General features: G+C 52.8%; 27 protein-coding genes and 2 CRISPR repeat arrays (1 of these 29 running past the window's edge). Of the genes, 9 read left to right on the forward strand and 18 right to left on the reverse strand.

Annotated features, from left to right (window positions below):
* Positions 1-246: a CRISPR direct-repeat array (repeat unit 33 nt; unit sequence ATTTCAATCCACGCACCTCATACGAGGTGCGAC); it begins 392 nt to the left of the window's first position.
* A 181-nt stretch (positions 247-427) separates the two neighbouring features.
* From cas2 to AAFN83_RS14720, 12 genes are all read right to left on the reverse strand, one after another.
* Positions 428-718, reverse strand: coding sequence for a CRISPR-associated endonuclease Cas2 (cas2, locus tag AAFN83_RS14665; RefSeq protein ID WP_347770623.1), 291 nt, complete (start codon positions 716-718; stop codon positions 428-430).
* A 12-nt stretch (positions 719-730) separates the two neighbouring features.
* Positions 731-1762, reverse strand: coding sequence for a type I-C CRISPR-associated endonuclease Cas1c (cas1c, locus tag AAFN83_RS14670; RefSeq protein WP_347770625.1), 1032 nt, complete (start codon positions 1760-1762; stop codon positions 731-733).
* The gene (gene cas4 / locus AAFN83_RS14675) at positions 1759-2418 is read right to left on the reverse strand and encodes a CRISPR-associated protein Cas4 (RefSeq protein WP_347770627.1); all 660 of its coding nucleotides are present in this window, start codon (positions 2416-2418) and stop codon (positions 1759-1761) included. Before cas4 ends, cas1c begins: the two co-directional genes overlap by 4 nt.
* Complete coding sequence (cas7c, locus tag AAFN83_RS14680; protein ID WP_347770629.1) at positions 2405-3277, reverse strand: type I-C CRISPR-associated protein Cas7/Csd2; 873 nt, start codon at positions 3275-3277, stop codon at positions 2405-2407. Before cas7c ends, cas4 begins: the two co-directional genes overlap by 14 nt.
* Before the next feature lies 1 nt (position 3278).
* Positions 3279-5237 (reverse strand): type I-C CRISPR-associated protein Cas8c/Csd1, encoded by a 1959-nt coding sequence (gene cas8c, locus AAFN83_RS14685; RefSeq protein ID WP_347770631.1) that lies wholly within the window; start codon positions 5235-5237, stop codon positions 3279-3281.
* Complete coding sequence (gene cas5c / locus AAFN83_RS14690) at positions 5238-5957, reverse strand: type I-C CRISPR-associated protein Cas5c (protein WP_347770633.1); 720 nt, start codon at positions 5955-5957, stop codon at positions 5238-5240.
* A 636-nt stretch (positions 5958-6593) separates the two neighbouring features.
* Positions 6594-7715, reverse strand: coding sequence for a helicase-related protein (locus tag AAFN83_RS14695; RefSeq protein ID WP_347770635.1), 1122 nt, complete (start codon positions 7713-7715; stop codon positions 6594-6596).
* Positions 7716-7875: 160 nt separating this feature from the next.
* Positions 7876-9027, reverse strand: a complete 1152-nt coding sequence (locus tag AAFN83_RS14700) for a CRISPR-associated endonuclease Cas3'' (protein ID WP_347770637.1) — start codon at positions 9025-9027, stop codon at positions 7876-7878.
* Positions 9028-9439: 412 nt separating this feature from the next.
* A CRISPR array of direct repeats spans positions 9440-10149; the repeat unit is 33 nt; unit sequence ATTTCAATCCACGCACTCCATACGGAGTGCGAC.
* Positions 10150-10430: 281 nt separating this feature from the next.
* On the reverse strand, positions 10431-11429 hold the full coding sequence (locus AAFN83_RS14705; RefSeq protein ID WP_347770639.1) for a MerR family transcriptional regulator: 999 nt from the start codon (positions 11427-11429) through the stop codon (positions 10431-10433).
* Positions 11430-11768: 339 nt separating this feature from the next.
* Positions 11769-12188 carry a hypothetical protein gene (locus AAFN83_RS14710; protein WP_347770641.1) on the reverse strand — a complete coding sequence of 140 codons (420 nt, stop codon included), beginning with the start codon at positions 12186-12188 and terminating at the stop codon, positions 11769-11771.
* Between the two features lie 109 nt (positions 12189-12297).
* Complete coding sequence (locus AAFN83_RS14715) at positions 12298-12747, reverse strand: hypothetical protein (RefSeq protein WP_347770643.1); 450 nt, start codon at positions 12745-12747, stop codon at positions 12298-12300.
* A complete protein-coding gene (locus AAFN83_RS14720; protein ID WP_347770645.1) occupies positions 12744-13778 on the reverse strand; it encodes a methyltransferase in 1035 nt (344 codons plus the stop codon). Before AAFN83_RS14720 ends, AAFN83_RS14715 begins: the two co-directional genes overlap by 4 nt.
* Positions 13779-14173: 395 nt before the next feature.
* Here AAFN83_RS14720 and AAFN83_RS14725 point away from each other — a divergent pair, with 395 nt between their 5' ends.
* The 3 genes from AAFN83_RS14725 to AAFN83_RS14735 all read left to right on the forward strand — a co-directional run bounded on the left by AAFN83_RS14725 (position 14174) and on the right by AAFN83_RS14735 (position 16710).
* Positions 14174-15373, forward strand: a complete 1200-nt coding sequence (locus AAFN83_RS14725; protein ID WP_347770647.1) for an MFS transporter — start codon at positions 14174-14176, stop codon at positions 15371-15373.
* Between the two features lie 256 nt (positions 15374-15629).
* Positions 15630-16061 (forward strand): Lrp/AsnC family transcriptional regulator, encoded by a 432-nt coding sequence (locus AAFN83_RS14730; protein ID WP_347770649.1) that lies wholly within the window; start codon positions 15630-15632, stop codon positions 16059-16061.
* A 22-nt stretch (positions 16062-16083) separates the two neighbouring features.
* Positions 16084-16710 carry a LysE family translocator gene (locus tag AAFN83_RS14735; protein ID WP_347770651.1) on the forward strand — a complete coding sequence of 209 codons (627 nt, stop codon included), beginning with the start codon at positions 16084-16086 and terminating at the stop codon, positions 16708-16710.
* A gap of 2 nt (positions 16711-16712) precedes the next feature.
* Here the strand turns inward: AAFN83_RS14735 and AAFN83_RS14740 are convergent, their stop codons facing one another.
* Positions 16713-17456 (reverse strand): CD3324 family protein, encoded by a 744-nt coding sequence (locus AAFN83_RS14740; RefSeq protein WP_347770653.1) that lies wholly within the window; start codon positions 17454-17456, stop codon positions 16713-16715.
* 4 nt (positions 17457-17460) lie between these two features.
* The gene (locus AAFN83_RS14745) at positions 17461-18255 is read right to left on the reverse strand and encodes a hypothetical protein (RefSeq protein WP_347770655.1); all 795 of its coding nucleotides are present in this window, start codon (positions 18253-18255) and stop codon (positions 17461-17463) included.
* Between the two features lie 290 nt (positions 18256-18545).
* Between AAFN83_RS14745 and AAFN83_RS14750 the strand changes: the two genes are divergently transcribed.
* Positions 18546-18992, forward strand: a complete 447-nt coding sequence (locus AAFN83_RS14750; protein ID WP_347770657.1) for a GNAT family N-acetyltransferase — start codon at positions 18546-18548, stop codon at positions 18990-18992.
* A 12-nt stretch (positions 18993-19004) separates the two neighbouring features.
* On the forward strand, positions 19005-19517 hold the full coding sequence (locus tag AAFN83_RS14755; protein ID WP_347770659.1) for a GNAT family N-acetyltransferase: 513 nt from the start codon (positions 19005-19007) through the stop codon (positions 19515-19517).
* A 133-nt stretch (positions 19518-19650) separates the two neighbouring features.
* Here AAFN83_RS14755 and AAFN83_RS14760 read toward each other — a convergent pair whose 3' ends face one another.
* Both AAFN83_RS14760 and AAFN83_RS14765 read right to left on the reverse strand, forming a co-directional pair.
* Positions 19651-20061, reverse strand: coding sequence for a rhodanese-like domain-containing protein (locus AAFN83_RS14760; protein ID WP_347770772.1), 411 nt, complete (start codon positions 20059-20061; stop codon positions 19651-19653).
* Positions 20062-20079: 18 nt separating this feature from the next.
* Positions 20080-20349 carry a metal-sensitive transcriptional regulator gene (locus AAFN83_RS14765; protein WP_347770661.1) on the reverse strand — a complete coding sequence of 90 codons (270 nt, stop codon included), beginning with the start codon at positions 20347-20349 and terminating at the stop codon, positions 20080-20082.
* A gap of 418 nt (positions 20350-20767) precedes the next feature.
* Here AAFN83_RS14765 and AAFN83_RS14770 point away from each other — a divergent pair, with 418 nt between their 5' ends.
* On the forward strand, positions 20768-21712 hold the full coding sequence (locus AAFN83_RS14770; protein WP_347770663.1) for a ring-cleaving dioxygenase: 945 nt from the start codon (positions 20768-20770) through the stop codon (positions 21710-21712).
* A 2-nt stretch (positions 21713-21714) separates the two neighbouring features.
* A complete protein-coding gene (locus AAFN83_RS14775; protein ID WP_347770665.1) occupies positions 21715-22329 on the forward strand; it encodes an alpha/beta hydrolase in 615 nt (204 codons plus the stop codon).
* Between the two features lie 136 nt (positions 22330-22465).
* Here AAFN83_RS14775 and AAFN83_RS14780 read toward each other — a convergent pair whose 3' ends face one another.
* Positions 22466-23089: a YcnI family copper-binding membrane protein gene (locus tag AAFN83_RS14780; RefSeq protein ID WP_347770666.1), complete on the reverse strand. Its 624-nt coding sequence runs from the start codon at positions 23087-23089 to the stop codon at positions 22466-22468.
* Positions 23090-23243: 154 nt separating this feature from the next.
* Positions 23244-23651, reverse strand: a complete 408-nt coding sequence (locus AAFN83_RS14785) for a GNAT family N-acetyltransferase (protein WP_347770668.1) — start codon at positions 23649-23651, stop codon at positions 23244-23246.
* 120 nt (positions 23652-23771) lie between these two features.
* Here AAFN83_RS14785 and AAFN83_RS14790 point away from each other — a divergent pair, with 120 nt between their 5' ends.
* Entirely contained in the window at positions 23772-24650 is an 879-nt protein-coding gene (locus tag AAFN83_RS14790) for a LysR family transcriptional regulator (RefSeq protein ID WP_347770670.1), read from the forward strand.
* 87 nt (positions 24651-24737) lie between these two features.
* The gene (locus AAFN83_RS14795; protein WP_347770672.1) at positions 24738-26147 is read left to right on the forward strand and encodes a carboxylesterase/lipase family protein; all 1410 of its coding nucleotides are present in this window, start codon (positions 24738-24740) and stop codon (positions 26145-26147) included.
* Positions 26148-26184: the final 37 nt, after the last annotated feature.

Genomic DNA, 26184 nt, shown 5'->3' on the forward strand with positions numbered 1-26184 from the left:
AATCTATCCAAATCATTTCAATCCACGCACCTCATACGAGGTGCGACGAGATAGAGTTTGCTCTCGCGGTGCTGTATAAGATTTCAATCCACGCACCTCATACGAGGTGCGACTGATTTTCCAGTGGTGCATTTGACGCTGTGTGGTATTTCAATCCACGCACCTCATACGAGGTGCGACGACAGCTTCGTTTCCGGCACGGCCAGCGATTTGATTTCAATCCACGCACCTCATACGAGGTGCGACGGCAAAAATCGTTCTGACCCATGCTGGCTCGGCATCAATCCGAGCAAATTCTGCAATAAACCAATCCAATAAAATATGCATCATCACTTGACAAAATTGAAAATAAAGGTTTTTCATCCGATTTCGACAAATTCTGAGGTGCGAAGGAGCCGGGGTTTTCATGGGAGCTTGGCATTCGCACCTACAAGATGATCGGTCCCTCCATATCAAAAGCAGGCTTGCTCCCGATATGTTCAACCTTGCTTTTGTATTTGTCTCCGAGGTTATATAGACGCAGGCTGTCTTTGTCTTCATCGATCAGTTCCTTCAGTTCGTGCTTTAGCTTCACATACTGAGTTTGATCAATGGTGCATTCAAAAACCGAATTCTGCACCCGTTGCCCGTAAGCCAAGCACTTCTTCGCTACCTGGTTCAGTCTTCTCCGCCCGGCAGCATCGGTCGTGCTGACATCATACGTTACCAGAACCAGCACTTGATCTCCTCCTCACTTCCACAAGAACGGCGGATACTCGTCCAGATCGCCGCGTAGATGACGGGCAAGCAGTAAAGCTTGAGCATGAGGAACCAACCCCCAAGCGATCTTTTCTCCCAGGTAAGGGTGCACGATCGTCTCCTGCTTCTTCTCTTGCCACAGCTTCAAAACCTGCTTGCGGGTATCGTCATCCATCACCACGGCTCCCGTCTCCTTGACCAAAAAACCGCTGCCCGATACCAGCTTCTTGTTGATCAGGCCCAACACAAACCGATCCACATAGATGCCTCGCAACTCCTCCATCATATCGAGAGCTAAAGACGCACGCCCCGGACGATCCCGATGAAGGAACCCTACATAAGCATCTAGTCCAACACCCTCCAGAGCAGACTTCATGTCGTTCGCCATGAGCGCATAGCAAAATGACAGCAAAGCGTTCACTTTATCCAGTGGAGGACGGCGGCTTCGGCCTTGAAAGAAAAACTCGTCCTTTTGCTGCAAAATCAGCTCATCAAACACAGCAAAGTATTGAGCTGCCGCCGTCCCCTCCAAGCCGCGAAGTACTTCCAAGTCCTCCACCTGTCGAATGATCGTCAAGGTATCGGTGAGCGAAGAAGATATTCGCTTGAATCGGTCCACATCGATTCGCAGGGGATGATCGCGAGTGGCGCGTTCCAATATCCATTTACTGTTGTAGAGCTTCCCGGCAATCATGTTGCGGGCGAGAAGAGCGCTCTGCCGTTCATCATTCGACCGACGGTATTGCTCCTTGCGCAGAACCACATTTCCCCGATCTTCTCCGATCACTCGAGCCAAATATCGACCGTTCCGTGTAAAAAAGGTTAATGCAATCCCGCGCTCCGCACATGCTCCCATCAGCCTGGGGCTTACTCCGGCGTAGCCATACGTGCAGATTGCTTCAAAATTGAGCAAGGGAAACCTTTTCAGAATGGTCTCCTCCTGCTTCACGACCACATTCTCGCCATCCAAAGAGAGATAGACCTCTGGGGTTGTTATGTAGAGCGTATTCAGCAGCTTTTTCATTCCGATAACCTGCTTTCCAGATAGCTAGCCACGGTACGGCGTTCCGGGAGATTGGGTAGACAGAGCTGGTTAAGAGAGCAACTCTTGCAATGCGGGCCTGTAGATGCTTTGGGCGTATATCTTCGATCATAGTACTGGTGCATTTCTCGTAGGGCCGCTCGAGTACGTTCTTTGTCTTCTTCCGTCACCTGCACCTCGACGCGGTGCTTGATCTCGTTATAGAAAAAATACCCGACTGACAGCTCACAAGCCAACATTTCCTCCAGACACATCAGTTGGGCGATGAGTTGCGACCGATCGGACTCATCCCGCTTGGGCTTGCCGCGCTTGTATTCAACCGGAACAGGGAGAAAGTGCCCCTTCTCCCCCGTCAGTGGAACACCACGATCATTCTGGATAAACTCGACCACATCACAGACACCACTAATACCGAGCTGCCGGGAGTGCACGGGGAGTGCCCGTACAATCAGGCGATCCCCGCGCTTTTCCCGCAAGAAAGGTTGGTCCGCAATTTCATGAACGTATCCTCCCTCTACGGTGCGGACGTTTTCCTCCCACTGTTGTTCAATATGGATGAGTGCCCATTGTCTTCGGCAAAAGCGAAAATGCTGAATGCCGGACAGCTGAAGGAAGTCCTCTTCTTTATAGTCCGTCATATTCCCGAACCGCCAGCCCTTCGAGCGGCGTCAAGGAAATCTCGTAATCATTGATACTCCGAGGTTCATTTCCCTCCTCCTTCTTCTTGACGGACAGAGAATGATGAACCTTGGCCGACGAGTATTGCCCCAGCTTCGAGTTGTGCTCCCACCAGTACACCTTATGAATCTCCATGGTTCCATCAGGACGAGCAGACGACACATCATTTTCAAAAAGGCTGATGAGGGCTTCGCGAACCTTGTCCGCGTCCTCGTTAGTAAAGCCCGTCTTCTCCGCCAGTTGGGTGTTAATGCTTCCATAGAACTTGTAAACCCCAAAGTCCACGCGATGCTTCATCCCCATGGTGTCCGAACCGCGCTTGTCCGATGTCTCCGAGTTGACGCTCTTGGTAATCTGCATGCTGGAAATGTCGATCGGGTCAATACTAACTGCGGTATGGAGAGATACCGGGCCGCGCACGCCGACGGATACGCCTTTTCCTTTGTCATCCTTAGAGGAGAACGCGAAAACCTGCCCAAAACTGCGCACATCCATCCAGGCTTCGCAGGCAGCGCGCGCGAAGAGGTCGCTGTTTTGCTTTTTCCCGGAGTAAAACTCCTGCACCTCCGCATTCCCAACTACCCGATCCTTGATGCTTTGGAACGCATCGTTGCGGCGATCATCCGACTGAACGAGAATGGCCTCTCCGTTATCTTGCAGGCGGTTGCGAATCTTTCGCTTCAAGCAGACGTCGGAGATTTCGCCATGTCCGTCATAGTTTTGACGTGGGCGGTTGCCATTCAAGGGGTCCCCGTTCGGATTGGCGTTCTTCACGGACAGCACAACAGCGAAATCGATTTTATGGTCGAGCGTACTCATTTTAGTTTTCCTCCTCTTCGGTAGTGGAATCAAGCGTGTCTTCCGGTTTACCCGTTTCTTTGGCCTTCTTCTGATAGAGAGCATGACGCTGACTGTAGAACCCAAGCAAGTATTTGCCCGTGAGCGGACTATCTGTGTATTCCTCCGGTTTAAGCATGGAACCCACTTCGTCCAGCAAGCGGCTATGGTATATGGCTCGCGCGCCCATTCTTGCCTGATAAGGCTGCAAAGCCGTTTGGATGATATTCCAGGTGCGCGCCGGGTGGCGAGAAAAGGCGCTCATGTAGCGGATAGCGTTAGTTGCTCTGCCATCTTCCCGGGAAAGTGCGGAACGCTCTAGAACATCGGCGATGGCCAGCATTCGGCCAAACAAGTAGCTTCGATCCTCATTCGTAGTATCCAAGCCCAATTGATACCCCTCCTTTTCATGCTCCTTGCGGATGACCGCACAAGCGACACTTAATGTCCGTTCCCACTCCCAGCCTTCCATTCCCACCGGATTTGAAGCCCGGTTTATCAAGCTGCGAACGATGTCTCTTGGAATTTCGCGTCCGTCTACAATACTAGGCAGCATGCGTTCCAAAAAACCCTTGACGATCTTATCATCCGCTTTGAATCCGTAAGTCGCATTCGCTATATCCCGAGTAGCCGGCGCTCCATAGAAGGTCCGATTCTTCTTCTGCTCCTTATCGTAGTAAGGATGAAGCCACGCACAGGAAGTATGCCATTTCTCAAGTTGTTTCAGGAACAGCTCTTTGTTCATATCGCGATAGTACACGACCGCCATCCGGCCTAGCGTAGCTGCATCCAGAACGAGCAGGATCACTTCCGCTTCATAAGTTCCATCATAACGATAGCCATTCAATGCCTTGCCTAGTTGCCTCGCAAAGGCTTGATGAGTTTTGTCACCTGTCCCTTCCTCCTCCGACAGAGTAAAGAGATCGTCGTCTTCGTCCTCCCCCTTTACAGTCGAAACCAACTCTTGTGAGCTTACATGGAGCGGGGGAGCATCGACTTGATCCGTTCCCCATAATACGAAGACCCGTCCGCCCATATTAATCCCTTGCCGTTCAATCAACCATTTCAAGGCATTATGAGCCTTTTGAGAAGCGACAAAACTAATGGCTGCCGCTTCCCGGCTAGTGGAAAACCGCCCCCGATACGTAAAGCCTGCGCTATCGTTCGAGGAGATTAGCTTTGCCTTGTCCCCCGAGCTACGAATGCGGGAAGCGTGTTTGTCTACGCAAGGAAGCCATTCCCCAGTTATATAACACAGGTCTTTCTCTACCTGTTGCCGTTCGGAGTACTGAATAAACGCCTCTTGAACCGATCGATCACGCCATAGGCGCGGCTCTGGATCACCAGGAATCTCCACAAGAAATCGCACGAAAGCCGCTTGCTGATCCCCCGCCAGAACCTGAAAAATTCGTTTCTTCTCTCCGTACTGGGCTTCCGCATCCTTGTTCCACTTGGTCAAGAGCTTGCCGTCTTCCCCTAGCCAAAGAATCTCTCGCTTCACCAAATCCCCGATCAGGCAACCTTTTTGCAAATAAGCATAGACACTGTTCACCTTTGAGTGAGCCTGCGGAGACTCGCACCAGCCACGCAACTGTTCCATATAGAGAGCGTAGGTGTTTTCTTTTGCTCCATCCACATATTCCGCATAATCACCCGCAACGTACATCAGCTTGTCGAACAACGGGTAGGGAACCGGACTGCTCGTCCGGCTCGCCGAATCCTCGGTACACGGAATAATGGTGGTGGCATCTGCCTTGTCCACAATTGATGCGAGTTGCAGCTCGCCTTTTGCATCCAAGACGATTTCGATGTGTGCGCTCTGGGTCGTATGGGCAACCGGAATGAGCGTATACTCACTGTCAAAGCGATTTCGTTCAAATTTCCCGACATATTGATCGTCGTTCTCTTCGTAAGTCTGCTTCAGCTTTGCGAGCCAGCTCACCTAGAGCCCCCCTTCCGGAAAAAAATCGGAGTACAGCTCGTCCGCTTTTTGCAGAGTATCCATGGTAAAGGGCTTAAGAGTCCCTGGCCCTAAGCTTCGAGTCATGGTGCACTCCTCCGGACGTCGAAACTTGATGTAGCCTCGCTCCATCGTGACGGGCCACAATCGGCCCACTCGTTCTCCCGATTCGGTTTCATCGGCATAGGAGATTCCATGAACCATTGTTCCGAAGCTAACCTCTGGGATGTTGTCATAGAAGCCGTCTCCCGACCCAAACTCGCAGGGCTCCACATATCCTTGGCATTCACGCGTCCCCAGGAATATATCCCGCCGCCCTCCCGCTTGCACACAGCGTTTGGCAATGTTGTGATGCTTGTGTTCATTGCGATCGGCTACCAACTCTGGCCGATTGAGGTTGAACTCGAAATGAGCGCTAACTTGATAGCGCACATCCCTCAAATACGTGTAATAGGCAAGGGAATTCCCGCCATTGTACTCGATGGGACGCATTCCCTTCGACTCCGTTTGAATAACGTTCATGATTCGAACCGCATCTACATGCCAGATGATCGTGGGTTTCCAGTAAATGCTTTCGACAATCCCCTTGATCGCCTGATAGGTGGGAACCTGATAGGTCAGCTTCTCTCCACCCAGCTTGGTTAAAGGGTCCGTGAATAAGGCGTAGCTTCCCCATACTTCAAACTCGATTTGATTTCTCAATGATCGCTCCTCCTCAGACCGATTCAAGCAACGGTTGTTACGATCCTATCGGGTATATCCGTGTTGCGGGTTGAAGGTAAGTGAACCGCGAGCGTGCCTTCTATTCTCCGCTCAAATCTCTTTTCAAAAAATCCTTGAATGGAGAATAGAAGACACGCCCCTCTGTGTTTCAGCCACTTCCTCTGGATGTCGCGGCTCAACGTGTTGCCTCCTTTCTTCGTCTATTCGGTTTCGAGACGAGTAGTAGACTGAATGATGGTTTTCTTTGCAGTAGGCGCTGATGGTTCTCTCTTGGATGAATCTGGTTTCCCTACATTCTTAGCTACCTTCTCGACCTTGAAATCAAGTGAAACGCGAAATCCAACCTGCAAACTGTATCACCTCCATTAGTTCCCGTAGCTATATAATATTTTGTATCTTTACCTTGTTATAGTATAATTTTACTCCAGAAAACTTCCATTTTCAATCCTTTTAATTGAAAAAAATCCCTGTTGTTTTTGCTAACATAATGGTAAATTTAATATAATTGTCACACTTTCATAAGAGTGTGTGGATTGAAACCCGTAGCTATAGAAAGAATTGTGTGCATGTGTGGAGAACCGGCCCGCCGCTTATCGGCAAGCCGGTTCTCTCCCTTTACGCCCCCGCAAAGCTTGTCTCCGCCCCTTCTCCCTTCAAATCGATGCCGTAGTTTTTGGAGTAGGCTTGTTCCAGCAACACCCAACAATTCCCGTGCAGAAGCGGATGCAAATACCCACCTTGACTCAATTCTTGCCATTCATATTCGTAGAGGTTAACCACATACTGTTGCGCTTCCCGTAGGAGTTCCCCCAGCTTCTCCGGTCGGTCCGCTCCATTCAGATCGGCAATCACCCTGTCGGCTTCACTCTTTCCAGCTTCATCATGGTAGGGAACCAGAACCGACCTTGTCGAATTGCTGATGACTTCAAAGTGCTCCTCTGCCGTAGCCCAGGCGGGAGCCCAATAAAGATCTGGCTGGTGGCCGTGCTTGTTTCGATAATAATCCTTATTCTTACGATTTCGATCCAACAGCTCATAAAGAGTTCCTTTATCCTTTAGGAGATAATCTAAACCTTGGCTATTGTCTAATTGGTAATAAACATACTCAAAATACTGCCGCATGGCTTCCTGTGAGAGCAGATTTCCTCCAAATCGCTGAGGATCTCTTTGAACCTCCCGAAGCAATCGACACGTAACCGCTCCCGCTGCCTCAATTTCCTTCAGCCTCGACAGGTTTTCCTCCGCAGAACGAAAGACGTAGACATTGCGAGACTCCACCTCCCCATGGCGATTGCAGCGACCGGCTGCCTGTGCAATGGAGTCCAATCCAGCCAGAGAACGGAGCACGCATTGGAAGCTGATGTCCACTCCCGCCTCGATAAGCTGCGTGCTAATGCAAATGATTGGTTTGTGCTCTATCAGTCCCTTACGCACCTCGTCCAGCGTATCCTTCCGATGGGCAGGGCACATGCTCGTGCTCAGGTGGTACAGCTGGATTCCTTGATCCTGCACCCACTCTTCCTTTTTCAACTGAGTGTATAGCTTTCTTGCTGCTGATTTGGTGTTGTGAATAACCAATATACTGTTCACATTATCCTCAGAATCGTTCATTCGACTGCATAAGAAGTCGGCCACATCCGACGTGGTCCAGAGTTTCTCCGACAAAACAGGAGCCAGTTCAAGATGAACCCGTTGAAAAGCTGGACTCTGGTGAACCTTTGCCGCATCCTCCCCCATAATTTCTCCATCTGGAGACAGGAGCAGCTTTTTGTTGACATAATCAAGAGCAGGTTGAGTTGCTGTGCAGAGAACCAAGCACGAATTCCCATAGGAATGAAGAAAATTTAGCGCCTCGTTGAAAAGGGAAATGCAATGAGAAGGGACAGACTGGACCTCGTCAAAAGCAATCACCGCATTGGTCAAACGATGCAATCGTCGGGCGTTTCGGGTCCCTTTTGCATAAAAAGAGTTTAGGAATTGAACCATTGTCGTAAAAAATCAAGGGGCGATCCCAGTTGTCCCGCGCAAGGCTCAGTCTCTCCTTTGCGAGATCGTAGTCTTTCGCTGAAGAAACCGGATCAAACTGATCGATGACATTCGAATGATGCTCCAGAATCTGATCATCCTCGTTCAGAATACTTCGGATTTCACTGGCGTTCTGCTCAATGACGGTGGTATAGGGAACAATGTAAATAATGCGCTCTTTGCCATGCTCCACTGCATGCTTCAAAGCATACCGCAAGCTGGCCAATGTCTTTCCGCCACCTGTTGGGATCGATAAGGTATAGATGCCAGATGGATTTGAAGCGAACCGATCGCATGCCTCCGACATGCTCCTTCTCAACTGATTAATGGGATGCTCGGCATGATCCCCCTTGTTTTTAGCCTCCAGGTGTTGAAGCAACGCCTCATAGCTTCGCTGAAAAAAAGGAGAATGGTCTCGGCTCCAACCTTCCCTTCGCCCCTCTTCAAATTGACGGCTATCCGTCCGATCCGCATCAATCAGGCAACTAAAGATGTATTTTATCAATAGGGAAAATGAAAATTCAGACAATTTCATTTTCTTCCTTCGTGCAGCCAGTTGACGGAGCTCCTTTTTGGCATGTCCATAATAATCATCCAGCATGGGAATAGGCCACTCAGTTAAGAAGGCCGCTACGGCTTGTCCATACTCCTCCATTCCCTCCCGTTTCTTCACCACTCTATCGAGAAAGGGGGACTCCCCTTCCGGGGAAAAGTAGTCTCTCAACCCCTGATGGTGGGAGATTACACAATTGGCAATCCATTCTGCCACAATCTTATCTTCACTGGTTTTCAAGGAGTGGTAGCGTTCATAAATCCACTTGCCTCCCGCCGTCGAGTGATCAACAGAGCCCTTGGCCGGAGGATGATTCGGGTTTTCTACCGCTTTGCTTATGTACTCTCGAAAGGAATTTGTATTCTTGCCCATGTCATGGAGAAGTCCAGCCATGCCCGCGAGATGAGCGGCTCCGATCTTCTGACCGAACACTTCACAACCTTCACGAACAGCCTCCAGATGTTCAACCACCGTCTGCGCTTTCCCATCCGATTGCCGGATATGGGCGATGTACTCCCTGTCTGCTGTCACATCCAAGCCCCCATCTTCACCTGAATTAAGCTCGATCTACTCTGGCCACCAAAGAAATCGGATTATTTGTAACCTTTTTCGACAAAAGTAAATTTATTCCTCTTCCAAACTACAAATCTCCAAAGGTCTATACAGAAAAAAGCCTCTCGGTGAACATAGAGGCTTGGCTATCACAAATTTAACTTCCTTACAAGAAGGAAGTAGTGGCGGGGTGATCCTTTTGCAATCACACATACCCCATACGGGGTGCGACGGGACGCTGGACGGAAACGACCTGCTCCGCTACGAATTTAATCCACGTATCCAGTACGGGGTACGACTTGGTTTTTTAACGCGGCATTGTACTCTGCTTATTTCAATCCGCGTACTCCATACGGAGTGCGACCTTACAGTAAACCTTGATCGAGTCCCGAACAGTGATTTCAATCCACGCACTCCATACGGAGTGCGACATTTCTTTCAGCTTGATTCTGACGTAACTCATATATTTCAATCCACGCACTCCATACGGAGTGCGACTTTAATGCGGACCATTGCGCAAAATGCGGCATGTTATTTCAATCCACGCACTCCATACGGAGTGCGACTGCTACTATGATTTTAGCAACGTTTTTCAATTCCTATTTCAATCCACGCACTCCATACGGAGTGCGACTTTAGCTTTTCCCCGGTCGCCCGGACCTTCGGTGTATTTCAATCCACGCACTCCATACGGAGTGCGACTCACAGGCCTAGCATGATCGATAACCGCATTCGGATTTCAATCCACGCACTCCATACGGAGTGCGACTGCATATATCGCAATAATCCTCACCTATGGGCTGGTATTTCAATCCACGCACTCCATACGGAGTGCGACAGCCAGCCACGATCCACTCGAACGGTAAAGGGTTTGATTTCAATCCACGCACTCCATACGGAGTGCGACGCAAAGGATGCGGTCCATTCCTCGTCACTTTGTCATTTCAATCCACGCACTCCATACGGAGTGCGACTCGTCAACTATCGTCGTTTTTCCTTGTGATAATTATTTCAATCCACGCACTCCATACGGAGTGCGACGGCGAAAAAGTGCCCCACCCATGCATTTCAGGCATGAGTAAGCCCACTTTCTCGCTTCTTCCATCTGCTTTTTCTATAAAAACAAGCTTGACAAATACTGATATAAAGCTTTTTCGTCCGTTTCCGACAAAATTTGAGGTGCGAAGGACCCAGGGATTTCATGGGAGCTTGGCATTCGCACCAACGCTCCCATGAACCTTCCTTTCCGTATCTCTCTCCTCTATCTAGCATCAATCACCCACTAGATTTTGTCAAGAAGGGTCCAAAGTCATCGCGAGTGCTCATTTCGCCCTTATCGGGAACAGCAGATCCATCTGCATGGTGTTAAAATCGAAATTCGGGTTTTGGCTGTTCGTCAAATAGTTCAATTGCTCTTCCATCGCCCAGTCCATCTCTTCGGCGTGCGGGGTACAGCGTACGGAGCCCCAGTCGCTTGTGTACAGCTCGTTGTTCTTAACCCACTCATAGAGCAAGCCCCAATGATCAAAGTTCCCGAACGTGATGGCGTGCGCCGCATATAACCCGCCATGAAACTGAAGTTTCTTCAGGGGAGCGGGTACCTCCATGTCCTCTGGGATGGAGATCCACATTTCGTAACCGGTGGATGACGAGCCGAGAGCGCCTTGGTGAACGGGGTTGTTGAAGCCAAAATGCCGAATGTCCGGCTTGCTCTTGAGCAGCCCTGTTTCGTGAACGAAGGTCTCCAGTACGCTTGCCGCGCGATCCTCACAGCCTTCCCCGAACGAATGGCTGGACGCCACTGTCATCGGCGGAAGATAGATGATCCTCACATCGGTCAGTTTGGTTACCTTTTCCGTCGCTTTGTTCAATTCCTCCATCATTTTGTCCTCCTTGAGATGATTTTTGGAGAAGGACAAGGAGGCGGTCAAGACAAGCACGGCTTCATCCTCCAGCGCACCCAGACGAAACGGAATGTTCGCCTTCGCCTGCAATTCCCGTACGAACCGATCCAACACAGCGCGGATGGTCGACAAAGCCTCAATTTCCTGATCGAGCTCGTTGATGTTTTCCTGAAAGACCTCAATCGCGGTCGCAGCATCCGGGTTGTTCAGGATCGTGCCGATCTGCTTGACCGGGACACGCAGCTTCCGAAGGATGATAATTTGCTGCAATCGCTTCAGGGCCTTCTCATCGTACATCCGATAGGAATAATCCTCTTTGCGTAGACTTTCGATCAGTCCGATCTGTTCGTAATAACGCAGCATGCGCGTAGAGATCCCAAAGTGCTGGGATACCGTGCTAATGGTTTGCAAGTCCATCCCTTTGCCCCTCCCTTCTCATCTCGAGGGTAATCGACGACACGGTGTCAAAGTCAAGAAGCAACCCGAAAGGAACTGCGATCTATTCGCAGCAAAGGGAAATTCGACGAAAGGGGCTTTCCTTCCTCCGTCAAGCTTCTACAAACCTCCCTTTGGGCTAATCTTCCAAAAGAACCTCTAGCAAAAAGAGCCTCTAGGTGAAATAGAAGCTCTCTCCATTATCCTTATGATTCCTCTGCCTGTTTCTTTTCTCAAGAAAACCGGTTCCATGGGCAAGGAGATTGGCATTCGTGCCAACACCCATGTGATTCCACACGATCGTCTCCCGTTAGCCGTTGTTCAAACCTCAATATATAGTGTCTTTCCATTCATTAGCTTAATATTTACGCCTGCAATATTATTGCCCGTTTCGTATGTCTCCCCCTGTTGATATAGAAATTTCACCTCATTAGCAATGATCATTTCGTTGTTCTTAAGGACGTTAGATGCTTGTTGCTTTAAATCTACGTTTTCCAACTTCTTTGCAATAACACCTTGAAACACAGGTTCTACCCATTCAATGGTTAAGTCTGCATCCGTCTGGTTTTTTATTGCTACTTTAAATAGAAAATTCATTTCCGTATCGTTAATTGGTTGCATTGTTTCAACTACACGAACAGAATCCAGTCCCTTATGTAAAGCCCCGTCATTTCTAAAGCTGATAATGAAGACTAATGCAATCATAAGGAAGCCGGAGTAAAGGAAAAACTTTCGTTTCATTCGTTCGTTCACCGCCTATGGTTGTCTGATGATGTTAGTTTACCATTATTCCAGTTCCAGGTGTTGCATATGGGGTACTGCACGAAACAGCTTGTTCATCCATTCTCCCTCAAACGGGTGAGGAGAAAAACCTCTCCACGACCGCCCGGTGATCCGCCTCCGAACTCGTCCAGAAGATGACGGGCGCTTCGAGTCGATTCAGTTGGCGGAGAGCGACGTGACGGTGCCGGCCGTCGTTGATTTCAAATTGCCCATCCGCATAATTCACGATGAGGGGCGGATAATCCCAGTCTCCCATGATTCCCTTCATCCGGTCCACAATTTGAAAGAACCACTCGATGTCATTCTCCTTCGTCAAATAAGAAGGCGCTCCCTCTTCTACCCCGAACACCGAGATGTCAGGCACCACAATGGGTCCGGCGTAATACCGCTTTTCAAGCATTAGCCCGTCGGCAAACGGGACGTTTCCCCCGTCATTGCGCAGAAAGAGCTGCAGCCACTCCTCAAGCGCCCCCCGCTTTGCGTATTCCTGGGCTATTTGGGTGCTACCATAGTTCATTTGGATCTATCCTTTCGAAGTTCATAGATAATAGGATGAAGGCCATGCAAACTGAGTGGATACCGCGGTGTCAGGTCAAATCCACATTCCTCCGCCGCAGCGGCAAGCTCCTCATGACAATCCGTGAGCAGAACCATCCGCCCCGTGGGCTTCAGGATGCGGTCGGCTTCTCGAAGAAAATCCGCATACAAGCTCCCCACATCCGCAACAGCTACCTGACGGTTCCAGGGTGGGTTTGAAATCAGCGCATCGACGCTGGCTGGAGCGGACGGAGTATTCCGCGCATCGGCGCAAAAGACGATGTACTTCCCCATTCCATTCGCTTCTGCAAGCCTCACCCGTTCCTCATCCCAGTCGCTCGCCAGAATTCGCCTCGCTGGATAGGATGCCCGCTCCTCCGTGATGGTCCCCGCTCCGCAAAACGGATCGTACACCACATCCGTTCGGCACGGTTTGCTGATGAGCACGAGAGCGGCGGCCACCGTCGGCCGAATTCCTCCGCTCACAAAAACCCGCTCCGCCCTCCGGTAGCGAAACGCCGCATCCGTCAGCTTCATGGAGAGGATGCACTCTTCCTCTACGAGATCCGCTCGAAGCTGCAGGGCCCCCTCTTTTGTGGATGGACAAACGAAGCCTCTTTTTCGCAAGGATGCCGCCATCTGATCCATCAGCTCGAACCGACTGAAGGCATGCGTTCCCTTCCGGCTGGCGCTCACGTGAATGCCTCGCGAGTTGTCCATTCCCTCCTCCGCCAGATTCCGCCATGGAACCCGGTCCAGGAACTCCGCAAGACGAGCCAAGTCCGCCCGCTGCTTGCCGAGCGTGATCCGGCCGATGACGCGGTACACATTGTCCGCACAGCGAAGCCGCAGCAGCTCGTTCCACGGCCTTTTCATCTGAAAGAAAACCTTACCCCGCTGGATCATGACCTCCTGCAGGTCAGACCCAAGCTCCTTGATTTCCTCGGCTAAAATCGGCTCCAGGCCAACCGCCGCCGTCGCAAAATATCGTCGAATCACTCCGTTTGTCATCGTCCGCCTCACGGTCTTGAAAGCTTTCTGCCACGCTTCCATGATAGTGAGGCCGCGTTCTTCAAGATAGAACACGTTTGGCTCAAGGTAAACTTGCCTTACCCCTTGATATTCGCAGACAACTTCTCGTTCCCGCAATAAGAAGATCTGCTAGATCGACGGCGTCGTCTTCTTCGGGACGGTCTTTCCTTTTTAAAGAGAACCCATTCATCCCTAAATCGCTACTAAAAAGATTTAAGTAAATCCATCAAAAACATAAAGAATGATTGACTTTCTCGTAGAATCTATCCATTTATATGGGAGTCTGTATAATTTTCTTATAGAAATGCTCCGCGACTGGACGCGATGGATCATCAAGTTCTCCCCCAATAAGATGAGGTGATAACAGGTTTCTTATGGCAAAAAACTCCGATTCCGATTTACCGTGGCCCTACCTGCGCTTCTTGATCGGCATGTTCGTTTCGCGATTGGGCGACTCGCTCTATTCCTTTGCCATTCCGTGGATTTCCTACGAATTGACGGAGTCGAGCATTGTGATGGGCTCCATGTATGCGGTGAGCGTGCTGCCGATCGTCCTCTTCGGGCCGATTGCGGGAAGCCTCGTGGACCGCTGGGATCGACGAAAGCTCATGATCCGAACCGATGTCCTGCGGGCTCTGCTGATCGCGACGATTCCCCTCCTGCATATGGCGGGGGCGCTTCAGCTTTGGCATCTGTACGCAGTCAGCTTCGTGCTCACCGTGCTCTCGCTCCTCTTCGACGTGTCCACGGTCGCCATCATTCCCGTGCTTGCTCCCGGCCGCTTGACCAAGGCCAACGCCTCGTACCAGCTGACCAACCAGCTCGCGGACCTGGCTGGGCCGCTGGTCGCCGGCGCGGTCATTGCGGCAGTCGGCGGGTTCAACACGCTATGGCTGGATGTCGTCTCCTTCGCCGGAACGCTTGTCGTCCTCCTGCTCCTGCAGAGCCTGGGGCAGCCGAAGCCAGCGTCCAGCCTCTCGCAGATCGTTCGCGACATCCAAGAGGGCTTTCGTTGGCTGATTCGCTCCAGAACGAACCTGGCCTTCTCCCTGCAGGCGATGATCGGCAATTTCGGCTACAGCGCCGCCTTCGGCGTGCTAATGTTCTATTTGCTGAACACCCTGCAGCTTAGCTCGCACCAGAGCAGCATGAACTACACGCTGCTCGGATTCGGCGGCATCATCGGCAGCCTGCTGGCGGTTCCGCTGGAGAAGCGAATTCGCCGCGGCCGCCTGATTCCCCTGCTGCTGGCCTTCGGGGCGGGCGGCTTCCTCTTCGCTTCCGCCAGCCGGTTCTGGCTGGCTCCGGGCATCGCCTTTTGCGCGGTCACGATCTGCAACGTCGCCTGGAATACGATTGTCACCTCCGTCCGCCAGGAGACCATCCCTTCCGACATGATCGGGCGCGTGCTCGGCTTCTCCCGTGTCTTGACCCGCCTGGCCATGCCGGCGGGAGCGATGGTCGGGGCGGCGATGGCCGAATGGGGCGATCCCCGGGCTGTCTTTGTTTTGGCCGCAGCAGCCAAGTGCGTGGAGGTGGTCATCGCGCTGGTGACCCCCATTCGAAAGCTGTAAGGTGCTCATCCGAGCGTAACAAAGACCGTCTTCCGGCAGGCTCCTGCCTTCTCGGGAACGGTTCTTTTGTTTTTGAAGGCGGTAGCGAGCGCCTCATCATTCCCTTTTCTTTTTAAGCCGAGCTCACCTATAGATAAGTTGAAGTTAAAGATCATAAGCATTTTGCTTCTATCACTTAAAGAATGATTGCATTTCAAGAGAAGTCTATTCTTTTCTAATGAAATCGATATAATTCTCTTAAAGGATGGGATGCACAATGGATGCGATTGATCACCAAATTGTGGAGCTGCTGAAGGCCAACAGCCGCATCTCCAGCTCCGATATAAGCAAAGCGGTTCACCTCTCCGTGCCCGCCGTCTCCGAACGAATCCGCAGGCTGGAGAAGAACCAGATCATTGACCGATTTACCGTAAAGCTGAATCGCAAAGCAGCAGGGCAGCACATTCAGGTACTGATCTCCGTCCAACTGACCGCTTCGGCCGATCTCCCCCGGTTTCGCCAAAGCATGCTCGAAGTCCCCTCTGTGCTGGAATGTCACCACATCGCAGGCGAATACGACTACCTCTTGAAGGTCGCCCTGGCCGATCTCTCCGAGCTGGAGACGTTCATCACCGATACCTTGAAGGCCCGGCACAGCATTGCACGGACCAATACCGTCTTTATCTTGAATACGATCAAGGAAGAATGAGGGAAAAGGAGCCGGATCGTCTATGGAATGGTTGATCAAAGGCTGGCTGCTCGGGTTTACGATTGCCGCCCCCGTCGGCCCCATCGGCTTGCTGTGCATCAGGAAGACGCTGACCTCCGGCATGAAAGCCGGGCTTATGAGCGGGTTGGGTGCCGCTACGGCGGATGCACTCTATGGCATGGCAGCGGGGTTGGGCTTGTCCGCGCTGACTGCCTTTTTGCTGGATTATCAAATGCTTCTCCAGACCGCAGGAGGATTGTTCCTGTGCTACCTGGGCATCAAGCCGTTCTGGCGCTCGTCGGCTCCCGAATGGAAAGGACAAGAGCCCTCTCCGGAGAAAGGGCTGCTCTATTCATATCTGACCACCTGGCTCCTGACGCTGTCGAATCCGCTGACGATCCTTGCCTTCCTCGGCGTATTTAGTGCATCCGGGGTCTTGAAGGAGCAAGCGGGCTCCTCGATCCCCTTCCTGGTCGGCGGCGTCTTTCTAGGCTCGCTCTCCTGGTGGGTCTGCTTAACGGGGGCCACCGCTATTTTTCGGCTTCGTCTGGCTGCCGTCCCTTCCCGCCTGAAGCTCGTCAATCAAGTGTCCGGCCTCGTCATCCTGTGCTTCGGGATGCTCGCACTTGTACAAGCCCTCTTTTTCTGAGCTTATCCCGCTTCCTGCACGGGATAAGGGGAAGGGGCGTAGTCCGTCAAGAACGTATCCCGGTCCTCTTCTCCCGTAACCCAGATGACGACCGGATAAGCTCGGACGCCGGAGCGAACCAGAGCCTCGAAGAGCGGACTGTCACTGTTGAGCTCAAACTCTCCTTCGGCATATTGAATAAGGAGCGGCGGTGTGCCCTCGCCCGAGAGAAGCTTCCCCTCCCACTTCGCCACGCGATCGGCAAACACAGCCGGATGCACCTGCCACTTCATGCCTTCCTCCGGCCCGCTTGTCCGCCGAAACAACGACAGAGGCATATCGAACGGACCCAGGTAGTACCGATGCGCAAGCCGCAGCCCGTCCGAGAAAGCCGGGTTGACGCGATGAAAGAGCAAATAAGTATGAACCCATTCCTCCAGCAAGCCGACCTTCGCATAGTCCACCGCCGATGCGGAAGTGGGGGCATAGCCCAACCGATTCGGGTCCTTGCGAGAATAGACAATCCGCTTGATCGACTCCTCCGATAACCCGAACTCCGCCGCCAGCTCGCGAATCGAGATGCCGTGCTCGAACTTGTTCCGAAGGTACTGGTTCCGTTTGACGAGTGCATGGCGGTAGCCGGAGACTTCTCCCCAGGCTTTCTTATCCGGCTCCTGCGGGACATACAGCAGCTTGCCCGCTGCATACTTCCTCACTTCGTTCAGCAGCGCCTCCGGCAGCACCTCGCCTGCATTCAGATAGTCCACTCGCTCACCCTCTTTCAAGAGAGGCTTTAGCCTGCTCCAAATAGGCGATCACCAGAGCTGCCTTGCTGCGGTACCCTTCCTGGTTGGCTAGCAGCTTTGCGTCATAGGCGCAAGCCAGCCGTCCCATGTAGGCATACAGTTCCTCCTTGCGCGAAACATCGACGGAAGACAGCTGGAGAGAAGAAGGAAGAAGCTCTCCGTAGCCAAACCGATGGATGTTCGTTCCGTGTTGCTTGTCCCTCTCCAGCATCTCCACCACGAGGTATTCCCGCACGAGGTCGAGCAGCAGGTGCAGGCCGATCAAGTGATCCTGGCGGACAAACTTTTTGATGGCGATAAAATACTTGAACCACGTCTCATCGCTCGCATAAGCCTCAAACGGATTCGGCATCGGGGCAGCCGGTCGACGCTCCTCGGCCCACTCCAAGCTGCCATAGAGCAGAGTCGAAGCTTGATCCCGGTACGCCTCCGTGGAGACCCACTCCTCATACGAGCAAAAGTGGGCGTCCAGCAAGTGAACCGCACCTTCATATTCAATGGCAGCTCGATACAGCACAGACTGCTCGCTGACCCCCTGGATCTCCTTTCCGATCACGAAGCCGAGTTCATCGATCACCTGAAAAAGCCGCTCCTTCTGCAACTCAGCCGCCGGGTTCAGTACAATCAGCAGGTCGGTATCGGACCAACTGTCCGTTTCCGCATCCAAATCGGATTGCCGGGAGCCCCTCAGCACAAGCGCCTTCAGCTCCTTCACCTGTTTAACCAGATGTGATAGTACATGCTCCAAAAAATCGGTCAAGGAAATCAACCCCTCTTTTTCCACGGTAAATCTTATCCTGATTATATATCCGCCAGCCGCACGGCCACTTGGAAAATTTATGTTGAGCCAATGTTTCCATCCTTTCAAAGCGGGAATCGTCAAGATAATCTCGAAAGAATTGAAGTAGATCCACTAATGGGCAAGGAGTTTCCATAATTCGAGAGGAGTGATGTCGTATGAAAAACATCCTGGTTGTGGTTGAGAAGAGAACCGTTACATCGTAATCGTGGAGGAAAAACTCCTCTGCGAAAAAATGAGGAGGATTTGAGATGACGATTTCATTGAGGACTGTGACAAGTGAGAATTGGTATGCCTGTACCCAGCTTAAGGTGAAACCCGAGCAGCTAGACGTCTTTCCTGCACCGATCGTGTATTGGATTGCCGAATCCAAATATGTAGAGGATTTTGAGCTTCGCTCCATCTATTGGGAAGAAGAGATTGTCGGGTTTCTCGTCTTTTGTCCGAAGCCGGATCAAGACCACAATCACTGGATCCCGGCCATCATGATTGACGAAGCCCATCAAGGCAAGGGCTATGGCAAAGCCGCTATGGAGCAGTTAATTGCAGACATGAGCCATTCCCATTGCAAAAGAATCATGATCGGGCATCGGCCCGCCAATCAAGCGGCAGGAAGATTATATAAGTCCCTGGGATTCTCTAAGATTAGCGAAGAAATCATCGATGGGGAGATCATCCGTCTTCTCGAAATCGAGTAGGAGGAAGCTAGCTTGGCTATCAAAAGAGGGACCGCCGACGAGGCAGCCGCGATCATGGAGTTGGTCGAATGTGCTCGCAGGCATCTGAGGGAAAGCGGAATCCTCCAGTGGGACCAACACTATCCCAACCGCGAGGTTATTGAATCCGATCTGGAGAAAGGCTGTCTCTTTATATGGATGGAAGAGGATAGCCATGCAGGTATTGTCGTGCTCAATGAGGAGCAGGACCTCGAATACTCCGCCATTCCCTGGGAGGACTCCGATGGACGGATGTTGTGCCTCCATCGGTTGATCGTTCATCCCGGGCAGCAAGGCAAGGGATTTGGAAAAAGCCTGCTTCAGTTCGCAGAGCAGCAAGCAAGAGATGGGGGATATACGAGCATCCGGTTGGATGCGTACAGTGGAAACCCCGTCGCTCTGCGGCTCTATGAGCAGCACGGCTACCACAAGAGAGGGGAAGTCTATTTCCCGCGAAGAGAATTGCCCTTTCTCTGCTATGAGAAAATGGTGTCCTCGCGTTCATAACTTTTCCTGCTGGCTTCCTTAGCCACCTATGCCATACGAAAAAGACCGTCCTGATAACTCCTCAGGACGGCCTTTTATGATGAGACCCGTAGGGCCTATTCTTCAATAGTTCAGCAGCCAACCGCCAATCGAATTAGCAGCCTCGGCATTCTGCCTTCGAGAAGCCGCTGCGTTCCTGGCACGGGCTGGGAGGCAGGAAGCAGCCGCGAACCGCGTACAGCTGCCGAAAGCCGCGTCTGTGCAGAATGCGCGCGGCCCGATTGCTTTGATAGCGGCTGGTGGACAAGATGACCACCACATCGCCGGGAGAAAGCTCCTTCTCCCACACATAGGGCAGGCGTCCGAGGGAAATGTTGATGGAGCCCGGGACATGCCCCTCCGCGTAGTCGAAGGCATCTCGAACATCAAGCAGCTTCGCATTCGGATGGGTTTGCGGAATCTCCTGCCACTCGTGGCTTCTAACATAACGAAGAGAAGACACAGGCCAGAACCCGCGAAGCCCCCACAGAAGAATGGCTCCGGTTAGTATGGATATGAGAATCATCAAGGGAAGTCCTTTCTGTTAACGACTCTTTACGATGAGGTCGACGGCCTCCTGAACGATCTTGCCGGTTTCTTCCCCGCCGCTCTCCTGCTCATCCCGGATACACTTCTGCAGGTTCTCGGCCACGATCTGAGCGATGGCTTTGTCGGAGGCGTTGCGGACAGCCGATAGCTGGGCCACAACCTCCTTGCAGGGCTTCCCTTCCTCCATCAGACGAAGAATTCCCCGTATTTGACCTTCTATCTTCTTCAAACGCGTTTTCATGGGTTCTGTATAGTGGCCTTCCATTCGTTTAGCTCCTTTAAAACCGATCCCGGGTTGCCCTGTATCGGCTCTTCTGTTTCGGTGCTACGAGGGCATTGTTGCCTGATACCGATACCCCTATGGGTATTATAAACGAATGCCCCTTCCTTCACAACCCACCTTCTGCAGCCTCCCCTACACAACCTGCAGGCCCAAAATCAACTGCTAAGTGATGCAAGAGCCTGTAGCACAAAAGGCTTTCTTCTTGCCAAAGGGTTTTCGTTCATGTTCATTGTTACTTACCATTTATAAGTTAATTACTTCCCTTATGTAATGACTTGTGTTATACTTACAATTGTAAAGTAACTTACAAACCGAGAGATGTTTACCCTTTTTATTATCCTCCTATGAAATTCAAGCCGACGCGGAATACTACCTCCAAAGAGGAGAAGGAGAATGACCGATGAGCAAACAAACGACCGGCATCCATCACATCACCGCCTTTGCGAAAAATCCGCAAGAAAATCTGGATTTCTATGCCGGCATTCTGGGCCTGCGGCTGGTGAAGAAGACCGTTAACTTCGATGCTCCAGAGGTTTATCATTTTTACTTCGGCAACGAGAATGGAAGCCCGGGAACGATCATGACCTTCTTCCCTTGGTCGACTGGCCGCAAGGGCCGCATCGGCGGAGGGCAAGTGGGCATCACCACCTTCGTCGTGCCCAGCGGGTCGTTCGCCTTTTGGCTGGAGCGGCTGCAGAAGTTCGGCGTCACCGCGAAGGAAACGGTGCGATTCGGAGAGCGCTACTTGCAGTTCTCCGACCACGACGGACTGGCACTCGAAATCGTCGAGCGCGAGGAGGGAACCGCAAGCGAGTGGTCGTTCGGCGGTATTCCTCTGGAGCGTGCGATCAAGGGATTTGGGGGAGCCGTCCTCTACAGCACCGCTCCGGCTCAAACCGCCTCTCTGCTCGAAACCGTTATGGGGCTGGAAAAGATCGGGCAAGAAGGCGACTGGGTTCGTTTCAAAGGATCCGCGGAGCTCGGGAATGTCATCGATGTGAATGTCGCGCCGGTTGAGCATGGATCGGGCGGGTACGGAACGGTTCACCACATCGCCTGGAGAGCTAATGACTTCGACGATCATCAGGAATGGAGAGCCCATGTCGCCCAAAGCGGCTACCAACCCACTCCCATAATCGACCGCCAATATTTTAACGCTATCTACTTTCGGGAAGCCGGAGGCATTCTGTTCGAGATCGCAACTGATCCGCCCGGATTCACGCGCGATGAAGCGTTTGAGGAACTCGGGACGAACCTGTTGCTCCCCGCTCAGTACGAAGGGCACCGAGCGGAGATCGAGAAGGGGCTCCCCCCTGTTCAGGTGCGCGAGCGGGAGGTGGAGTGAGCATGCACCATCTCTTCGAGCGTGGCCGCGACCCGCTGGCCCCTACCCTCGTTCTGTTCCATGGAACAGGAGGAACCGAACGAGACCTGCTTCCGATCGCTCAACACCTCTCCCCTTCCTCCTCCGTGCTGAGCCTTCGAGGGAAGGTGTCGGAGAACGGAATGGCACGCTTCTTCCGCAGACTCAGCGAAGGAGTGTTCGACGAAGAGGACCTGATCTTCCGCACCCGCGAGGTGAACGACTTCCTGACAGAAGCCGCTTCCACCTATGGGCTGGATCGCAGCAACTTCCTCGCGGTGGGCTACTCGAATGGCGCCAACATAGCCGGCAGCCTTCTCTTTCACCACCCGGGAGCGTTCAGAGGCGCCATCCCGCATCACCCGATGGTGCCGCGCCGCGGAATCCCGCTCCCGGACTTGACCGGCGTCCCTGTGTTTATCGGGGCGGGCCGCAACGATCCCATCTGCTCCCCGCAGGAAACCGAGGAGCTGGGCCGGATGCTGCAAGAAGCCGGAGCGGCCGTTACCGTTCACTGGGAATCGAACGGACACCGATTGACCCCGTCCGAAGTAGACGCATCAGCCGACTGGCTCCAAGCTGTGATCCTGGAGAAGTAGGGGAACGCGGCATCCGGTCGATCACCTTCAAGCAGGCTGTTGAAGGAACGCCTTCCTAACGAAAAGAATCGTCCTGATCAAGAGGACGGTTCTTTTCGTTATGTACTTTGGCTCGGACCTGGCGGACAGGTCCCCCTTACTTGGCTCGTCTGACCAGAGAAATCAGAATTGCCAGGAGGCTGAACAGCAGACTCATATACGAGAGATAAAGCGGAAGCTTCGAATCTCCGGCTACCGCTTGTTCAGATGGGGCTGTCTCCGAATGCCCGCCACCATGGCTGTGGGCGTCTTCTCCCGCCCGCTTCGGGTTGACGGTTGTTACGGATGCCGGGGTGTTTGCATTCGCTCCCGTCCACTCCACCACCGATCCATCCTTATAGGTTTGGACCGCCTTCCAGACGAGCTCCGTGGCATCATCCCCCACCTTCCCCTCCATGCTGAAGGTGCCGAACTCCGTTGGAGACAGCCCCGCTCCCGTTGCCGTCCAGGTGACCTGGGTGATCTTCCCGTTCGAGTCCCGGGTGAGCGCATAGCTCCACCCTTCCTTGGGCTCGAAGCGGCTGATCTCCACCTCCGCAGGCACCTTCACTTCCAGCTTGACCGTTGGCGTATCCTTTTCCGTGGGAACGCGAACCGTAAATACCTCATAGGTCCCCTGACTTGTTACCGCCGGGGATACCACCACATGAGCGCTCGCCGTAGAGGCAAACCAAAAGAGTGATAATGCGATCATGGGCACCAACCGAAATAGTTTCCTCATCCTGGCCTCCCTCCGCTTCCTCATCCTTCTAAACCGCTATGCGGTTAGCATGGTGTTTTTTCCGTAGGTTGATACTGCCGCTTGCGGAGGTTTTCATTTGCGAAATCAAAAAAGACCCTGACGGCTTCCCCATCAGAGTCTTCGTTCGTATAAGCTATACCCTTCGAACCATCGCCCTCTCGGGGTTCCGGGTGAAACCAAACTGCTCGTACAGGCCATGAGCATCAGCCGTTCCCAACACGCCGTTCAGGTTCTTCAACACCTCGTGCTGCGTCACGGCCTCCATCAGCTTTTTCCCGATTCCTTGGCCGCGGTAATCATCATCCACAAAAACATCACACAGCCAGAACATCGTCGCATAATCGGTCACGGCCCGCGCGAAGGCGATCTGCCGATCTCCATCGTACACGCCAAAGCAAAGGGAATGCTCCAGCGATTGCTCCATCTGCTCGTACGTTCTTGTTTTGGCCCAGTAGGATTGTTGCAAGAAGGTGTAAATCGTCTCGCGGTTCAGTCGCGTCTTGTCTGTGGAAATGAGATACTTCTGATAAGGGGTGTCCATAGCGTCATCTCTCCGTTTTTTAGCCCATCTTAGCATACCCGTACACGCAGAACTAGAGGAATTGGTGTATCCTCTATGTTAACTATCCTAACCATTCCCGAATGCAAGGAGAAGGATTTCGTGGAACTTCAGCAGCTGCTCTACTTCCAACATGTGGCTCATTCCGAGAATATGACTCGTTCCGCAAGTGATTTGCATATCTCGCAGCCGTCCCTAAGCAAGGTCATTCGAGTGCTTGAGCAGGAGCTTGGCGTACTGCTTTTTGACAGAAGGGGCAGGAAGATTGCATTAAATGAGAAAGGCAGGTTGTTCCTCCGGCGAGTGGAGACCGTTTTGAACGAACTGAAGGAAGCTCGCAGCGAGCTACAGGCCCAGGACAAGGAAGTGAAGGGAACCCTCCATTTTTACTTCGATGTAGCATCCTCGGTCATCCCGGATGTCATCCGGTCGTTTCGCCTGTTGTACCCGGAGGTTACCTTTGAGCTGGATCAGCACTATGGAGCCCCCTCCTCCCCTCGTTTCGATTTATGTGTAACGTCCATGCCGGTCGGGCTTCGCGGAACCGAAAAGGTTGACCTGCTCAAAGAGGAGCTCCTGCTTGCCGTCCCCCTGGATAATCCTTTGGCTGTGCAGTCGAGCATTCGCCTGGACCAAATCGCGGACGAAGGTCTCATCTGCCTGAGGAAGGGCAACAGCTTGCGAGAATTAGCCGATGCATTATGCAAGACGGCTGGCTTTGTCCCCAAAATCAGCTTCGAAAGCGATGACCCCGCAACGGTCAGAGGACTGATAAGAGCAGGACAAGGGATTGCGCTCGTGCCTTCCCTGACCTGGCCGGGAACCTTCGACGAGACCATCAAGCTGCTCAAGCTGGAGAATCCTAATCGGTTCCGAACCATTGAGCTGCATTGGAAAAAGGACCACCCACTCGGACTCGCCGCTCAGACCTTCCGCCTCTTTTTGATCGATTACTTCTCAAAGTTACCTCATAACCTGTAGGTTATGTATGTTATATGAAACTATATATTTTTATTGATCTATGTAACTCGCTATAATAGCCCCATAAAGGAAGGGAGGACTGCTGTTTTGATTGTACAAACCCAAGCTGGTCGAATTTGCGGTGTTCAAGAAGGGAACCTCTGCGTCTTCCGAGGGATTCCCTATGCACTCCCGCCAACGGGAGAGCGCCGCTTCGCCCCTCCGGCCCCTCTCCCCGGATGGGAAGGCGTTCTGGAGGCGGATCATTTTGGCCCAGCCGCGCATCAACCCGAGAGCCCCTTATGCAAATGGGAAGATCAGTCCGAGGATTGCTTGCGGCTCAACATCTGGACGCCTGGAGTGGATAAGCAGCGGCGCCCCGTGTTGGTTGATATTCACGGGGGCGGCTTCACCACGGGAACCGGTGCTCACTTTGGCGGCTTTACCTTCGCCGAGCGAGACCAGGTTGTCTGTGTCTCCATCAATTACCGCTTAGGAGCGCTAGGCTTTCTCTATTTAGGGGAGCTGTTGGGGAGCGCGTACCACACCTCCGGCAACAACGGGCTGCTGGATATCGTTGCCGCTCTTCGCTGGGTGCGGGGCAACATCGAGCACTTTGGCGGCGACCCCACCCGCATCACCGTTTCCGGCGGGTCGGCCGGAGCCAAATGTGCGAGCACCCTGCTGGCTATCCCCGCCGCAGAAGGGCTGTTCCATCAAGTCATCGCGCAGAGCGGCGCGATGCAAACAGTTCGAGATCCCCATACCGCCCATCAAGTAACCTTGCGGCTGTTGGACAGGCTGGGCATCCCTCACTCGGAGGCGGAGCGCCTTCTTTCTCTTCCTGCCCAAACGATCATCGAGGCGCAGGAGAACCATCTTCACGCCTTCGGCCCGGTTCGGGACGGATTTACGATCCGCCAAGAGCCCCTAGGCCGCCTGCTCTCTGCTCGTAGACACAAGACTCCCATCCTGATCGGGACGAACCTGGACGAGGCTCAGTTCTTCCTCTCGCCTGACCGGGAGATTCCCGAACAAGCGGTTGTCGATTCCCTCTTTGGCAGGAATGCGGACGCCTTCTGGTCCCTCTATCATCGTGCCGCTGCCGGAAAGTCCGTAGAGGCGGCCTGGAAGGACACGTTGACCGAGTGCTTGTACCACACCGGGGCCGTCCGTCTTGCCGAAGAAGCCTCCCAGCAGGGGTATCCGGTTTGGCTCTACCGGTTTGGCTTCTCGAATGGGGTCGGCGCTGTTCACGGCTTCGAATCTGGATTTGTCACGAATCATCCTCCCGAACACTCGACCGTCCCCCCTGAAGGAAAACCACTTGCCGCCTCCATGCATGCGGCATGGGCCGCATTCCTTCATTCGGGGCAGCCCGAAACCGAATGGCTGCCGAAGTGGCCCTCCTTCACCGCAGCGGAACGTTCTGTCATGGTTTTGAATGAGAACTGCACCGTTGAGCGGGAGCCCGAGCTTCCAGAGCCGCCCCTTCCCGAACCGCTATTTCAGCTATAGCAGCAGGAAAGAAGACTTCGATCGAAGGGTCGAGCTT

It is taken from the genome of Gorillibacterium sp. CAU 1737, from assembly GCF_039888655.1.
Taxonomy (GTDB): Bacteria; Bacillota; Bacilli; order Paenibacillales; family NBRC-103111; genus Gorillibacterium.

Bases quoted from the DNA above. Each gene is read 5' to 3' on its own strand.
- AAFN83_RS14765 (WP_347770661.1), bottom strand. From the start codon at position 20,349: ATGGAAGGCCACTATACAGAACCCATGAAAACGCGTTTGAAGAAGATA.
- cas1c (WP_347770625.1), bottom strand. From the start codon at position 1,762: ATGAAAAAGCTGCTGAATACGCTCTACATAACAACCCCAGAGGTCTAT.
- AAFN83_RS14760 (WP_347770772.1), bottom strand. From the start codon at position 20,061: ATGATTCTCATATCCATACTAACCGGAGCCATTCTTCTGTGGGGGCTT.
- AAFN83_RS14750 (WP_347770657.1), top strand. From the start codon at position 18,546: ATGACGATTTCATTGAGGACTGTGACAAGTGAGAATTGGTATGCCTGT.
- AAFN83_RS14785 (WP_347770668.1), bottom strand. From the start codon at position 23,651: ATGGACACCCCTTATCAGAAGTATCTCATTTCCACAGACAAGACGCGA.
- AAFN83_RS14730 (WP_347770649.1), top strand. From the start codon at position 15,630: ATGGATGCGATTGATCACCAAATTGTGGAGCTGCTGAAGGCCAACAGC.
- AAFN83_RS14735 (WP_347770651.1), top strand. From the start codon at position 16,084: ATGGAATGGTTGATCAAAGGCTGGCTGCTCGGGTTTACGATTGCCGCC.
- AAFN83_RS14775 (WP_347770665.1), top strand. From the start codon at position 21,715: ATGCACCATCTCTTCGAGCGTGGCCGCGACCCGCTGGCCCCTACCCTC.
- AAFN83_RS14710 (WP_347770641.1), bottom strand. From the start codon at position 12,188: ATGAAACGAAAGTTTTTCCTTTACTCCGGCTTCCTTATGATTGCATTA.
- AAFN83_RS14770 (WP_347770663.1), top strand. From the start codon at position 20,768: ATGAGCAAACAAACGACCGGCATCCATCACATCACCGCCTTTGCGAAA.
- cas4 (WP_347770627.1), bottom strand. From the start codon at position 2,418: ATGACGGACTATAAAGAAGAGGACTTCCTTCAGCTGTCCGGCATTCAG.
- AAFN83_RS14695 (WP_347770635.1), bottom strand. From the start codon at position 7,715: ATGGGGGAGGATGCGGCAAAGGTTCACCAGAGTCCAGCTTTTCAACGG.
- cas7c (WP_347770629.1), bottom strand. From the start codon at position 3,277: ATGAGTACGCTCGACCATAAAATCGATTTCGCTGTTGTGCTGTCCGTG.
- AAFN83_RS14705 (WP_347770639.1), bottom strand. From the start codon at position 11,429: ATGGACTTGCAAACCATTAGCACGGTATCCCAGCACTTTGGGATCTCT.
- AAFN83_RS14725 (WP_347770647.1), top strand. From the start codon at position 14,174: ATGGCAAAAAACTCCGATTCCGATTTACCGTGGCCCTACCTGCGCTTC.
- AAFN83_RS14715 (WP_347770643.1), bottom strand. From the start codon at position 12,747: ATGAACTATGGTAGCACCCAAATAGCCCAGGAATACGCAAAGCGGGGG.
- AAFN83_RS14720 (WP_347770645.1), bottom strand. From the start codon at position 13,778: ATGACAAACGGAGTGATTCGACGATATTTTGCGACGGCGGCGGTTGGC.
- AAFN83_RS14780 (WP_347770666.1), bottom strand. From the start codon at position 23,089: ATGAGGAAACTATTTCGGTTGGTGCCCATGATCGCATTATCACTCTTT.